The sequence below is a fragment of the Lysinibacillus sp. NPDC097162 genome, from assembly GCF_044762185.1.
In the GTDB taxonomy this organism is placed as follows: Bacteria; Bacillota; Bacilli; order Bacillales_A; family Planococcaceae; genus Lysinibacillus.
On sequence record NZ_JBIWDT010000002.1, the window covers coordinates 477,370 to 490,455 of the forward strand.

The window sequence follows — 13,086 nt, forward strand, 5'->3', positions numbered from 1 at the left end:
TTTCCTATAATGGAACTGAAAAATTTATTTAATTTTGATAATTTTTAAAAATTAGTTTGACAAATGAACGAGATTCATTTAAATTTTATCCCAAGGAAGATGACTGAAATTCATTTTAAGAAAAAATCTCCCTCAACTAGTATTTTCATAACTGTAAGTACCATTTTCCACCTTGATAAGGGGTGTTACAAGGTGCAAATCGGTATTATTTTTTAATCAAAGGGGCGGAATTGATGATGAAAACAGGTTATATTTTTGACGAAAGTTATTTCTGGCACGACAACGGAAGCGGAACATTATATTTACCTTCGGGTGGTTACTTAGAAACAGATGTGTTTGTCGAACATCCTTCAACAAAGAGACGAATTAATAATTTACTTAATCGTTGTGGCCTAATGAAAAAATTAGAACAAATTGAGCCACGTTCTGCAACGCGTGAGGAAATTGAAATGTTCCATACAAAGGAATATGTAGATAAAGTTAAGCATTTAAGCGATACAACTGGTGGAGACGCTGGAGATCATGCCATTGTTGGTAGAGGATCTTATGAAATTGCTTTACTTTCAACTGGAGGCGCTTTAAAAGCTGTGGATGTTGTGATGAACGGTGAAGTCGATAATGTTTATGCATTAACTCGCCCACCTGGCCATCATGCAGAAGCTGCAAAAGGCATCGGCTTCTGTATTTTCAATAACGTTGCCATTGCTGCTAAATACGCAAAGCAAAAATACAATTTAGAAAGAGTTATGGTGTTAGATTGGGACGTTCACCATGGTAATGGAACAGAAAGTGCATTCTATGACACTGATGGTGTTTTATTCTTCTCAGTTCATCAGCATTTAAGTTTCCCGAATAATACAGGTTATGCAGAGAACGTAGGTGAGGCTGACGGAAAAGGATTTAACGTGAACATTCCGCTTCCTCCAGGTACAGGAAATGCAGGCTATATTGAAGCATTTAAGTCTATTGTGGAGCCAATCGTGAACGATTATAAACCAGAGCTAATCATTATTTCTGCTGGACAAGATCCAGGTATGTTCGATCCACTTGGACGTATGAACATGACTGCTGAAGGCTTTGCAGATTTAACGAAAATCATGATGAACTTAGCAAACAAGCATACAGATGGAAAAATCGTCTTTTGTCATGAAGGTGGTTACAGTAATGCTTATGTTCCATTTTGTACATTGCGCATTATTGAAGAATTATGTGGTGTGAAAAGCGATGTAGAAGATCCATTCCAAGATTCCCAAGGGTATCCTGACTTTGTAAACGAAGTAGAAAAGAAAGCAATTAATGAAGTCATTTCAATTCAATCGGCTTACTGGCCATCTTTAAAAGTAACTGTTTAAATTTAAAACACTATTATTATATTGAAAATAATTAATAAGAGGGAGGGTATCTATGAGCAATTCTATCGAGGAAATTAGTTATGAACATATTCCTTTAGAACAGCGTAATGGCACTGCCAAAGAGCTATTTTTCACATGGTTTGCCGCAAGTACAGTTTCTACAACACTTGTAACAGGATCTCTAGCTATCGTATTAGGGTTAAATTTTTGGTGGTCACTCGTTGCTATCCTATTAGGACACGCCATTGGAGCTGCAATTATGGCACTCCATTCTGCTACTGGCCCTAAAGCAGGTTTACCACAAGTAGTACAAAGTAGAGCACAATTCGGCTACTTCGGGGCTATCTTGCCTATGTTAATCATTCTGATCATGTATTTAGGCTACGGCGCAACCAATACCGTGTTAGTCGGACAAGGCATGCAGGAAACACTCGGCCTTAATATGAATGTAACGGTTATCGTAAGTCTTATTCCAATGGTGCTTCTAGCTATTTTTGGACAAGGCTTACTTCAAAAGTCGATGAAAATCTATACAATTGGCTTTACAGTGGTATTTATTATTTTATCTATTATGATTTTAGCGAATGTTTCAATGGATCTTTTAAATGCAGGTAATTTTTCTTTCAGCCAGTTTTTATTAATGACTTCCATTTGTGTAACATGGCAAATTACGTATGGTCCGTATGTGTCTGACCATTCGAGATTTATCCATCCATCACAATCTAAAAAGGTATTTACTTATAGTTATCTTGGAAGCTTTGCAAGTTCAGTTTGGTTGATGGTTTTAGGTGCTGCTATTGCCACTATGGTTGTGAATGGTAATGTTATGGCACAAATTAAAGATATGGGCTCATTAGGTTTCATCATTGCATTACTGTTATCTCTTGGTGTCCTTGTTATTAACTCCTTAAATATTTATGGAGCAGGTATTATTATTTTATCGATTGCGAGTAACTTTTTAATGTTTAAAACATCTGCTAGACTGCGCACAATTACTTCCATTGCAATTGGTGTCATTATTGCCCTTATTGCCACTTGGAGCTCTAGCAATTTTATGGCTAATTTCCAATTATACTTAGGATTTATATTATTCTTTATCATTCCGTGGAGTATGATTACATTAACTGATTTTTATATTTTAAAGAGAGTCCATTATCCTCCAGATGAGTTCAACAAAAAGGATGGCATTTTCGGGAAAATTAATATACCAACAATGATTATTTACTTGTTAACCATCTTTATTCAAATTCCATTTATTAATACGGAGTTATATGTGGGACCTATTGCAAAAATGCTAGATGGATTAGATATTGCATGGATTGTTGGTGGTGCGGTTTCATTCCTATTGTATATTAGCTTTGCTAAATTAACGGCACCTGCCAAACTTTCTGTAGACGTCTATGCAACGTCTAATGTACCTGAGAATAATTAATAAATAAGGTTCGTCAGGCTTCCCCAGGCCTTTTTAAAGCCCCTGTATGGTATTTTCATACAGGGGCTTTACTTATGTTATTAAACATCTACCTTTTCGATGTTGCGAATTGCTAAATAGGCAATAACTATACCTATAATCGCTAATGTTATTGGGATTACGATAATATCATTCAATGAAAAAGTGCCCGTATTTGAAGAAACAACCATCACGATTAAAAGAGATGACAGTATTGTTGTTGGCACGGAGTATTTTTTCATACCAAAATACAATGGAATAAGGGCCATACTGGATGCCGCTACAGCATTCATTACTACTGAAGGAATGCGCTGCATAATCATTGCGTTTGTCAAAGTATCTGGGATTAATTGAAAGTTCTCGCTAATCATAAGAAAAATTACTGTAATAAATATATTTGAAAGGATAATTGCGCTAAATGTAAATAAAATAACAATGGCAAGCTTTGCTGCGATTAGTTTTTTTCTATTTATAGGATACATAAATGCAGTTATTATTGTTTTATTTTTATATTCGCCAATAATAAGTTTTGCAATTAATGTAGCCGCGAAAATAATAAATACACATCTTACAAAAGAATCAATGACTGTTAAAGCGATAGGATAGTTTTCTAAACCAGCGTCGCCTTCTATTTTTGAAATAACTAAAATCATAAACATAAAACCTAATATAGCGACATTGGCAATAATAGCAGCTGTCACATACGAGCCTAAATGGTTTTTTTTCATTTCTAAACGCATTAAATTAAGCATGGATGCCACCTCCATTGATTAATTTCAAGAAATAATCCTCTAAAGAACTTGTTTTCCTACTAATCTCTTCAATTTCAATATCATGTTCTATTAACGTTTTGGATAGTATTTTTTGTGAAACAGACATATCGTATATTCGAATACAGCGCTCATCAATGCATTTAAAATTGGTGATGCGTAATTGACTATCTAAAATAAAGGCAGCCTTTTTTCCCTCACTGACAATTAGTTCAATAAAATCTGTTTGGCTATGCCTTACATGCTCCATCGAAACTTCAGCAATTAACCTGCCATTATTAATGACCCCAATTGTATCAGCCATTTGCTCAATTTCAGCTAAAATATGACTGGAAACAATAATCGTAATGCCATATTCTTTACTTAACATCTTGAATAATTCTCTTAGCTCTCTTATACCAACTGGATCAAGACCATTAATCGGTTCATCTAAAATTAGCAACTCTGGTTTAGTCATTATCGCACGTGCAATACCTAAACGTTGTTTCATTCCTAACGAAAAATCCCTTACTCTTTTGCCATCCACATTCGTTAGCTTTACTAAATCGAGAACATGGCCGATTTCGTTTTTATCGTAATAACCCATATATTCGCAATGTAATTCAAGGTTTTCTTGTGCTGTTAACTTTTCATAGAAAATGGGATATTCAATGATTGTGCCCATTCTTTTTAGCACTTCGTACGACCGATCCGTTAATTTTTCACCGAAGATTTCAATTTCCCCACTTGTCGGTTTGGCCAGATTAGTTAACATTTTCATAATCGTTGTTTTCCCCGCTCCATTTGGACCCAAAAAACCATATATCTCTCCTCTCTTAACATGCATATCGACTGTAGAAACCACTTCGTTTCCATCATAAACTTTTGTAAGCTGATTTGTTTTTACAATATACGCCATTTAAACCTCTCCCTCATTTGTGGCTTTCTTTATTATAAGAAGTAAAACTCTCTATTTTATTACTTGATTCTTACAAATTCCTTAAGAGAAGAAGAAAAGCCTCTAGAGCATTTTTAGCTCTACAGGCAGGGCTAGATTAGTACATCATTCTTTTTAATGAAATCGTAAAAACCGTCTTTTCATAAGGGATGCTTTTCAGTTGGATTGTACCATTCATTATTTCTACAAGTCGCTTTGTTATCGTTAGACCTAGCCCACTACCTTGAAATGATTTATTTCTTGAGTCTTCAAGCGTAAACATCCTTTCAAATACGCTGTCTATATGATATTCATCAATACCTTTCCCACAATCCCAGACATCAATATAAACATCGGTAGCGTCATTTCTTACTGTTAGCCCAATTACACGACCTTCAGCCCCGTAAGCAATCGCATTGGCGATTAAATTGTTTAACACTCTTTCTAACGCATCCTCGTTGCCTAGAGCATAAATCGGTGTTTCAGGTATGTTAATGTCTATATGAAGGCCTACCGACATCACCATATCGTAAAATGACAAAATATTTTTGCGGCATATTTCACTTACGTTTACTTTTGTTATTGGGTATTCTGTATCGCCCGCTTCAATTTTTGCCAAATCAAAAAATGTATGAATAAGCTTCAATACTTCCTCCGTTTTTAAATGGATTCCTGAAAGTAAGCGATTTTGTTCTGCATCTTTTAGCGAATGTTGTAGCTGCAACATTTCTGTATAGCCTAGCACAACTGTTAACGGCGTTTTTAAATCATGCGAAATATTGGCAAGCATCTTTTTCATTGAACTTTCCGTTTTTCGATGTTTGGCTAATATTTTGTGCGTATCATTCAGTAATGCATTTATAGTAGTAAGCAGTTGCTGTAGTTCTTGATTCGAAGTAGCAACTAAAATTTTCTCGTTTGATTGTTCGTTTATAATAGCTTGTAGTTTGGTGTGCATATATTTGAGCGTAACGTTTTGCTCACGTTTTCTTTTCAGCTGCAAAAGAATGATTGCTATGAGAAAAAGAATAACGGTAGATAGAAATAGTATCATACGCCTAGCCCTCTAATTTATAGCCAATTCCCCAAAGTGTTTTAATATACTTTGGGTTGGAAGGGTCATCTTCAATTTTTTCTCGCAATCTCCTTATATGCACATTAATAATATTTTCATCACCATAATATTCATCATTCCAAATGAGTTGATAGATTTGCTGTTTAGTAAATACGCGATTACGATTTGTGATAAATAGCTTTAAAATCGCAAATTCCTTTGAAGTTAGTTTCACCTGTTGTTGGTCTTTTTCAACTGAGAAATTAACGACATCAATTACCAAGTTACCGATAGTCAATGTCCCCTTCGTTTCCTCCATCGAGCTTGAATATTGTGTAGCCCTTCGTATTGCAGCTTTCACACGCGCTGAAAATTCCAACATTGAAAATGGCTTTGCAATATAATCATCCGCTCCTAATCCAAGACCTAATGCTTTATCTACATCACTGTCTTTTGCTGACATCATAATAATAGGTAGCGCTTCTTTTTCTCGAATTATTTTTAACACTTCTAATCCATCTAGTTTAGGCATCATAATATCCAAAATAACTAAATCAAACGTTTTACTTAAACAAATTTGCACTGCTTCTTCACCATTTGTAACGGATGTAACGGCAAAGCCCTCCATTGTTAAAAACTTGTCGACCATTTCTCGGATGTCCTCATCGTCTTCAACAAGTAATATATGTTTTTGCATGTTAGGCACCTCTTCTCAATAAAGCATTATCTTTAATTCCCATCTACTTAAACAGTTTTACATTTTTATCCTGTCTCTATATAGCTTACCATATGTTTTTTTTAAAGTGACAGGCACTCAAACAATTCTCAAACAATTTGCCAAACTAAAATCACACTCCAGCGCCGCACACAACGGAAATCAACGGCAAATAAATAAAAGCTGCCCTATAAACTAATAGGACAGCTTTTATTTCTATTTTTCTACTTTTAAATCACACTTTTGCAGTGGAATCATTTTAGTTTTATGTTTTATTTTATAGCCTAACCACAAGACGATAAACAGCGGTATACCGATATATGAAACAAGGACGCCGTACCAGTCAATTGAATCGCCTGTGAAAGCTGTGTAGTTTTGACCAATTACAACAATCATACACACTGTAAATGCAAAGAGTGGCCCGAATGGATATAGCTTTGCTTTATATGGTAGTAATTTTGGGTCTATGCCTTGTGCTTCAAAAGCTCTACGGAAACGGTAATGACTAAAGGCAATACCAAGCCATGCAATAAAGCCTGACATCCCAGATGCGTTTAAAAGCCACATATAGACAACGCCATCACCAAAGAATGATGCTAAAAATGCTAAGCAACCTACTGCTAATGTCAGCAGTAATGCGTAAATTGGAATTCCGCGACGGCTTAGCTTAGCGAAAATCTTAGGTGCATGTCCATCTACTGCTAATTGCCATAACATACGTGATGATGCATATAATCCTGAATTACCAGCAGACAACATCGCCGTTAAAATAATGGCATTCATTAATGAAGCAGCAAAGGCAATTCCTAAGCGATCAAACACTAATGTGAATGGTGAAACAGCAATATCTTCAGATAATAAACGAGCATCTGTAAATGGAATTAACATCCCAATAGCTGCAATGGCTAAAATGTAAAATAAAATAATACGCCAGAAGACGGACTTAACAGCCTTCGGAATATTTTTACCAGGATCATCAGTTTCCCCAGCAGTTATCCCTAATAGCTCTGTCCCTTGGAACGAGAAACCTGCTGCTAGAAATATACCGAATGTAGCAAGGAAGCCACCGTGGAATGGTCCATCACTTATAAAGAAATTCGTAAAGCCTACAGGAGCTTGTCCACCTAAAATACCGAAAATCATCAATAGGCTGACGATAATGAAAACAATAACAGTCACAACTTTTATCATTGCGAACCAATATTCACTTTCACCATAGCTTTTTACAGATAGTAAATTAAATGTTAGTACAATCGCAATAAAGATGACTGTCCATAGTGCCGAAGAGCTGTCTGGGAACCAGTACTTCATTATAAGAGAAACTGCTGCAATTTCAGCGGCAATTGTAATCGCCCAGTTATACCAGTAGTTCCAGCCAAGCGCAAAGCCAAGCGCTGGATCTACAAATTTTGTTGCATACGTACTAAATGAACCTGATGAAGGCATATAAGCTGCCATTTCACCTAAGCTTGTCATTAAGAAGTACACCATAATGCCGATTAATGCATAAGCAAGAAGTGCACCACCTGGTCCAGCCTGCGCTATAGCACCACCACTTGCTAGAAATAGCCCAGTTCCAATCGTACCGCCTAACGAAATCATTGTTATATGGCGGCTTTTTAATTCTTTTTTCAACTCTGGTGCTTTATGACCGAGCTGATTAGTTTTTATCTCACTCACGTTAAAGCTTCCTTCCTTTTCTAAGAGGCAAAAAAATGCCATCACATGAACGTTGTGATGGCTAAGTAAATCCTCTGTTTCTTAAAAATGATAGCACAACACGTTGTCCAACGTGACAGTTCTGTTCCTTTCGGAGACAGCCCCAGCATGAGGTTTTCAAGTCCCCTCACACTTCGGCAATATTTCCTTTCAGCTAACATCTTCAATGCTTGTCATCTCCATTAGCTTACTTATAAATACCGCGACCTCTACCTCAATACAAACATGAGGCATATAATTATTAAATTTATGATGTTTCTTAGTTTAACATACGACCTAAGACATTTCAATAATACGATTAATGTTCTGTATTTTATGAATATTCTACTATTTTTATTATTGTGTTAAAGTGTTATAGTGGTTCGAATTATAATTGTTCTATCAGGGAGGTACTTATTTTGACAACTAACGAGGAATCTACTTATCCTAGCAGAAAGATTAACTGGAAGGGCACAACGCTTCTATTAGTCATCGGTGTAATTTTTCTTGCTTCGACATTACGTATGCCATTAACGGTTGTAGGACCAATTATTTCCTTCATTCGTGAGGATCTCGGTATATCTAACGTACTTGCAGGCTTTCTAACAACCATTCCATTGCTTGCATTCGCGCTAGTGTCACCTATTGCCCCAGTAATAGCAAGAAAACTGGGTCTGGAATTAACACTATTTATATCAACGATTTTATTAGCACTAGGAATTGTGTTGCGTTCACTTGGAACAACAGGATTACTAGTATTTGGTACAATGATAATAGGTGTGGCTATTTCATTTGGTAACGTCCTTATTCCAGGGCTACTTAAAATGAAATTCCCTTATCATGTTGGATTACTGATGGCATTTTTCACAATGTCCATGAACTTAACCGCTGGAATTGGCGCTGGTATTAGTTATCCCATAGCCAATGCATCTCTTGGCTGGCAAGGTGCACTTGCAATCGCTCTAGCTCTTGTCGTAGTGACGATTTTGATTTGGATTCCACAATTAAAATTTAATAAGCCTGAACCAACTGTAGCCACTACGAAAGCACGTATACCATTGTGGAAATCACCAGTTACTTGGGCAGTCACGGGCGCGATGGGCTTTCAATCATTATTATTTTATACAACTGCAGCTTGGATTCCAGAAATCTATATTGCCCAAGGAATAGCCGCAGATCGTGCAGGTTGGATGTTTTCCATCATGCAAATTTCACAAGTACCTATGGCTTTAGCTGTACCGATTATCGCTAGTAAAATGACATCACAGCGCCCCCTCGTTTTAATGTTTACTGCCTTTTATTTCATCGGCTTTACTGGCCTTGTCATGGAATGGACTAGTCTTGCTGTACTGTGGATGATATTGCTAGGTTTAGCAGGTGGTGCTTCATTTTCTCTTGCAATGATGTTCTTTACACTTCGTACACATACGGCATTTGAGGCAGCTGATTTATCTGGCTTTGCACAATCATTAGGCTATTTATTAGCCGCAGTAGGTCCTATTTTATTTGGTTACTTACATGATTTATTTGGCGGCTGGGATACAGCTGGATGGCTATTTGTTGTCGTTGCGGCATTACTATTCTTCTGTTCGTTTAGAGCTTCTAGAAATGAATATATAAATTAAAAAAGGCAGCTCATCATACTATGAGCTGCCTCTTTACATTTAGTAATGCGGTTTCTGATAAAAATAATTTGGTGTATTATAAACATTGACATAAGGCTTATGAAAAATATGTGTCGTTGCAGGAGATAACGGTGGAATCAACCAAGTCCAGTTGCCTGTTAAGTCACGGCCTGCCTTCTGCTCAGCCTCTTCAAATAGCTTAAATTGCTGTGCAGCAGTATGATGATCGACTATACTTACACCATCTTCTTTAAAGGAATGCAGAACAGCAATATTTAATTCAACTAATGCACGATCACGCCAAAGCGATGCCTGCTTTGTTGTATCGAGACCAAAAATTTCAGCGATCTTCGGTAACATATCATAACGATCATGATCAGCTAAATTGCGTGCCCCAATTTCTGTTCCCATATACCAACCATTAAATGGAGCTGCCTGAAAATCAATACCTGCCATTTGAAAGCGCATGCTTGAAATAATCGGCACTGCATACCATTTCAACGCTAGTTTCTCCACCTGCGGATGCTCAGGATGGCGAATTGAAACTTCCAATACATCTTCACGTGGAATTGTAAATAATTGAGGTTTACGGTTATCCACCTGTATAACGAGTGGTAGTACATCAAATGCTGTTCCTTCACCCTGCCAACCTAGTGATTCGCATACTTTTGTAAATGGCACAGAATGTGGATCACCAACGATACCAGCTTCCGTCTCATAGCCTGCGTAACGTATAAGCTGATGATTCCAAATCTTTACTCTTTCAGATGCAAATACCGTTATCGTTGGGCGAATTTTACCGCCATTTGTCGCATACCGAATATGATGTAGCAACTTCTCAAATATGCCTTGCTCATGTAAAACATCGCGTGCATCCTCAACATGCAGTGAGTGCCAAAATAATCTTCCGATACATTTATTACTATTACGCCAGGCTACTCGTGCACCAAAAGTAAGCTCCTCTGTTGAAGGAATATATACTCCCTCTTTTTCAACTTGCTGTAATCTATTTGTTAGCCATTGTGCAGACTCATTTTGTTCCATTTGATAAAGTGTTAAAAAACGTTGTATCTCTTGTAGTTTCATGTCGTTTTCCTCCATCTAACCTCATATTAGATGAATAGAAATAAATTCACCACGAAAAAATCCATCAGAAAACATACATCTTTTATATATGAAATACTTTGTTCAAATTTATACCGACAGTCGAAAATTCTTCATCAAAATTTTATAAGAACTAAGTAAATAACTCGAAAAAATACAAAGAAAAAGCATGTAGCAACACTATGCTACATGCTTTACTAGATGACCCCTACGGGATTCGAACCCGTGTTACCGCCGTGAAAGGGCGGTGTCTTAACCGCTTGACCAAGGGGCCATGGCTCCGAAGGCAGGACTCGAACCTGCGACAACCTGATTAACAGTCAGGTGCTACTACCAACTGAGCTACTTCGGAATAATTTCTATATGGGCCTAAATGGACTCGAACCATCGACCTCACGCTTATCAGGCGTGCGCTCTAACCAGCTGAGCTATAGGCCCTCTTTGGAGCGGGTGATGAGAATCGAACTCACGACATCAGCTTGGAAGGCTGAGGTTTTACCATTAAACTACACCCGCAAAAAAAGATGGGTCAGGACGGAATCGAACCGCCGACACTTAGAGCTTCAATCTAATGCTCTACCAACTGAGCTACTGACCCGGATAAAGAAAATGGAGGAGGTAGAGGGATTCGAACCCCCGCGCGGTGTTACCCGCCTGTCGGTTTTCAAGACCGATCCCTTCAGCCAGACTTGGGTATACCTCCGGAAATAAATAAATATGGTGGAGCCTAGCGGGATCGAACCGCTGACCTCCTGCGTGCAAGGCAGGCGCTCTCCCAGCTGAGCTAAGGCCCCAATTTTAAAAGATGATCGGAATGACAGGATTCGAACCTACGACCCCTTGGTCCCAAACCAAGTGCTCTACCAAGCTGAGCTACATTCCGTTACTGTCTATCTTATCTTTTATGGCGCGCCCGGCAGGAGTCGAACCCACAACCTTCTGATCCGTAGTCAGACGCTCTATCCAATTGAGCTACGGGCGCTTAATATTTAAAAAATGGTGCCGAGGGCCGGAATCGAACCGGCACGGTAGTCACCTACCGCAGGATTTTAAGTCCTGTGCGTCTGCCAGTTCCGCCACCCCGGCACATTTGGAGCGGAAGACGAGGTTCGAACTCGCGACCCCCACCTTGGCAAGGTGGTGTTCTACCACTGAACTACTTCCGCATGTGCATAAGATTATTTATCCTGGCAATTATGTAATTAAAATAAAAGATGCGGGTGAAGGGAGTCGAACCCCCACGCCTTGCGGCGCTAGATCCTAAGTCTAGTGCGTCTGCCAATTCCGCCACACCCGCAAATATGATGAGCCATGAAGGACTCGAACCTTCGACCCTCTGATTAAAAGTCAGATGCTCTACCAACTGAGCTAATGGCTCATATTATGAATAAAAAATGGCTGGGGTACCTGGATTCGAACCAGGGCATGACGGAATCAAAATCCGTTGCCTTACCGCTTGGCTATACCCCAATATTATTATATGGGGCGACTGATGGGAATCGAACCCACGAATGCCGGAACCACAATCCGGTGCGTTAACCACTTCGCCACAACCGCCATATGAACTATAACAGTAGTTTAATCTAAAAAAAATTGGCAGGGGCAGTAGGAATCGAACCCACACCAAAGGTTTTGGAGACCTCTATTCTACCGTTGAACTATGCCCCTATTAAATAAAACTGGTGGAGGGGGACGGATTCGAACCGCCGAACCCTAAGGAGCGGATTTACAGTCCGCCGCGTTTAGCCACTTCGCTACCCCTCCAAGGGCTGGTGCCGGCGATAGGAGTCGAACCCACGACCTACTGATTACAAGTCAGTTGCTCTACCAACTGAGCTACACCGGCAAATAAAGACGGTCCCGACCGGGATCGAACCGGCGATCTCCTGCGTGACAGGCAGGCATGTTAACCGCTACACCACGGGACCATAATTTGGTTGCGGGGACAGGATTTGAACCTGTGACCTTCGGGTTATGAGCCCGACGAGCTACCACTGCTCCACCCCGCGACAATATTACTTTAAGTTTATAAAATGGTGGAGGATGACGGGCTCGAACCGCCGACCCTCTGCTTGTAAGGCAGATGCTCTCCCAGCTGAGCTAATCCTCCACGTAAAAAAACAAGCGAAGCGACGTCCTACTCTCACAGGGGGAAGCCCCCAACTACCATCGGCGCTAAAGAGCTTAACTTCCGTGTTCGGTATGGGAACGGGTGTGACCTCTTTGCCATCATCACTAGACCTTATATTTTGTTGAAAGATTTTGTTCTTTCAAAACTGGATAAACGGTTCATTGAATGTTTCAAACTTTTTTGGTTAAGTCCTCGATCGATTAGTATTCGTCAGCTCCATGTGTCACCACACTTCCACCTCGAACCTATCTACCTCATCGTCTTTGAGGGA

Annotated in this window: 9 protein-coding genes, 21 tRNA genes, 2 rRNA genes and 1 riboswitch; of the genes, 3 read left to right on the forward strand and 29 right to left on the reverse strand. The window is 38.9% G+C overall.

Features of this window, described 5'->3' with window-relative positions:
- The first annotated feature begins 233 nt into the window (after nt 1-233).
- Together ACIQXW_RS14385 and ACIQXW_RS14390 are read left to right on the forward strand one after the other, a co-directional pair.
- Nucleotides 234-1,352, forward strand: a complete 1,119-nt coding sequence (locus tag ACIQXW_RS14385) for a class II histone deacetylase (protein WP_401019614.1) — start codon at nt 234-236, stop codon at nt 1,350-1,352.
- A 52-nt stretch (nt 1,353-1,404) separates the two neighbouring features.
- Nucleotides 1,405-2,784, forward strand: coding sequence for a purine-cytosine permease family protein (locus ACIQXW_RS14390; RefSeq protein ID WP_402763187.1), 1,380 nt, complete (start codon nt 1,405-1,407; stop codon nt 2,782-2,784).
- A gap of 80 nt (nt 2,785-2,864) precedes the next feature.
- Here ACIQXW_RS14390 and ACIQXW_RS14395 read toward each other — a convergent pair whose 3' ends face one another.
- From ACIQXW_RS14395 to ACIQXW_RS14415, 5 genes are all read right to left on the reverse strand, one after another.
- Nucleotides 2,865-3,554, reverse strand: coding sequence for an ABC transporter permease (locus ACIQXW_RS14395; RefSeq protein ID WP_401019619.1), 690 nt, complete (start codon nt 3,552-3,554; stop codon nt 2,865-2,867).
- Nucleotides 3,547-4,470, reverse strand: a complete 924-nt coding sequence (locus ACIQXW_RS14400; RefSeq protein ID WP_402763189.1) for an ABC transporter ATP-binding protein — start codon at nt 4,468-4,470, stop codon at nt 3,547-3,549. The genes ACIQXW_RS14395 and ACIQXW_RS14400 overlap by 8 nt, the downstream gene beginning before the upstream one ends.
- Before the next feature lie 136 nt (nt 4,471-4,606).
- Nucleotides 4,607-5,542: a sensor histidine kinase gene (locus tag ACIQXW_RS14405; protein ID WP_402763192.1), complete on the reverse strand. Its 936-nt coding sequence runs from the start codon at nt 5,540-5,542 to the stop codon at nt 4,607-4,609.
- Nucleotides 5,543-5,546: 4 nt separating this feature from the next.
- Entirely contained in the window at nt 5,547-6,239 is a 693-nt protein-coding gene (locus tag ACIQXW_RS14410; protein WP_402763195.1) for a response regulator transcription factor, read from the reverse strand.
- A 234-nt stretch (nt 6,240-6,473) separates the two neighbouring features.
- Nucleotides 6,474-7,937, reverse strand: a complete 1,464-nt coding sequence (locus ACIQXW_RS14415; protein ID WP_340821319.1) for an amino acid permease — start codon at nt 7,935-7,937, stop codon at nt 6,474-6,476.
- An 83-nt stretch (nt 7,938-8,020) separates the two neighbouring features.
- A riboswitch (Lysine riboswitch) is annotated at nt 8,021-8,196 on the reverse strand.
- Between the two features lie 178 nt (nt 8,197-8,374).
- Between ACIQXW_RS14415 and ACIQXW_RS14420 the strand changes: the two genes are divergently transcribed.
- A complete protein-coding gene (locus ACIQXW_RS14420) occupies nt 8,375-9,580 on the forward strand; it encodes a CynX/NimT family MFS transporter (RefSeq protein ID WP_401019628.1) in 1,206 nt (401 codons plus the stop codon).
- Between the two features lie 39 nt (nt 9,581-9,619).
- On the opposite strand, the gene ACIQXW_RS14425 is transcribed toward ACIQXW_RS14420, so the two are convergent.
- From ACIQXW_RS14425 to ACIQXW_RS14540, 24 genes are all read right to left on the reverse strand, one after another.
- The gene (locus ACIQXW_RS14425) at nt 9,620-10,666 is read right to left on the reverse strand and encodes a nitric oxide synthase oxygenase (protein WP_402763200.1); all 1,047 of its coding nucleotides are present in this window, start codon (nt 10,664-10,666) and stop codon (nt 9,620-9,622) included.
- A 220-nt stretch (nt 10,667-10,886) separates the two neighbouring features.
- Nucleotides 10,887-10,958: transfer RNA gene (locus tag ACIQXW_RS14430), tRNA-Glu, on the reverse strand.
- Between the two features lies 1 nt (nt 10,959).
- Nucleotides 10,960-11,036 (reverse strand) — tRNA-Asn (locus tag ACIQXW_RS14435).
- A gap of 12 nt (nt 11,037-11,048) precedes the next feature.
- Nucleotides 11,049-11,122: transfer RNA gene (locus ACIQXW_RS14440), tRNA-Ile, on the reverse strand.
- 4 nt (nt 11,123-11,126) lie between these two features.
- A tRNA-Gly gene (locus tag ACIQXW_RS14445) sits at nt 11,127-11,200 on the reverse strand.
- A gap of 9 nt (nt 11,201-11,209) precedes the next feature.
- Nucleotides 11,210-11,282 (reverse strand) — tRNA-Phe (locus ACIQXW_RS14450).
- A 12-nt stretch (nt 11,283-11,294) separates the two neighbouring features.
- Nucleotides 11,295-11,387: transfer RNA gene (locus tag ACIQXW_RS14455), tRNA-Ser, on the reverse strand.
- A 15-nt stretch (nt 11,388-11,402) separates the two neighbouring features.
- Nucleotides 11,403-11,478, reverse strand: a tRNA-Ala gene (locus ACIQXW_RS14460).
- A 15-nt stretch (nt 11,479-11,493) separates the two neighbouring features.
- A tRNA-Pro gene (locus ACIQXW_RS14465) sits at nt 11,494-11,567 on the reverse strand.
- 22 nt (nt 11,568-11,589) lie between these two features.
- Nucleotides 11,590-11,666: transfer RNA gene (locus ACIQXW_RS14470), tRNA-Arg, on the reverse strand.
- A 15-nt stretch (nt 11,667-11,681) separates the two neighbouring features.
- Nucleotides 11,682-11,770: transfer RNA gene (locus tag ACIQXW_RS14475), tRNA-Leu, on the reverse strand.
- Nucleotides 11,771-11,775: 5 nt separating this feature from the next.
- Nucleotides 11,776-11,850: transfer RNA gene (locus ACIQXW_RS14480), tRNA-Gly, on the reverse strand.
- A gap of 49 nt (nt 11,851-11,899) precedes the next feature.
- Nucleotides 11,900-11,981 (reverse strand) — tRNA-Leu (locus ACIQXW_RS14485).
- An 8-nt stretch (nt 11,982-11,989) separates the two neighbouring features.
- A tRNA-Lys gene (locus ACIQXW_RS14490) sits at nt 11,990-12,062 on the reverse strand.
- A gap of 17 nt (nt 12,063-12,079) precedes the next feature.
- Nucleotides 12,080-12,154: transfer RNA gene (locus ACIQXW_RS14495), tRNA-Gln, on the reverse strand.
- A gap of 11 nt (nt 12,155-12,165) precedes the next feature.
- Nucleotides 12,166-12,241 (reverse strand) — tRNA-His (locus tag ACIQXW_RS14500).
- Nucleotides 12,242-12,278: 37 nt separating this feature from the next.
- Nucleotides 12,279-12,352, reverse strand: a tRNA-Trp gene (locus tag ACIQXW_RS14505).
- 12 nt (nt 12,353-12,364) lie between these two features.
- A tRNA-Tyr gene (locus ACIQXW_RS14510) sits at nt 12,365-12,448 on the reverse strand.
- A gap of 6 nt (nt 12,449-12,454) precedes the next feature.
- Nucleotides 12,455-12,530: transfer RNA gene (locus ACIQXW_RS14515), tRNA-Thr, on the reverse strand.
- 9 nt (nt 12,531-12,539) lie between these two features.
- Nucleotides 12,540-12,612, reverse strand: a tRNA-Asp gene (locus ACIQXW_RS14520).
- Nucleotides 12,613-12,618: 6 nt separating this feature from the next.
- Nucleotides 12,619-12,693 (reverse strand) — tRNA-Met (locus ACIQXW_RS14525).
- Nucleotides 12,694-12,718: 25 nt separating this feature from the next.
- Nucleotides 12,719-12,794 (reverse strand) — tRNA-Val (locus tag ACIQXW_RS14530).
- 14 nt (nt 12,795-12,808) lie between these two features.
- Nucleotides 12,809-12,924, reverse strand: a 5S ribosomal RNA gene (gene rrf / locus ACIQXW_RS14535).
- A 71-nt stretch (nt 12,925-12,995) separates the two neighbouring features.
- Nucleotides 12,996-13,086, reverse strand: a 23S ribosomal RNA gene (locus ACIQXW_RS14540); the annotation flags it as partial.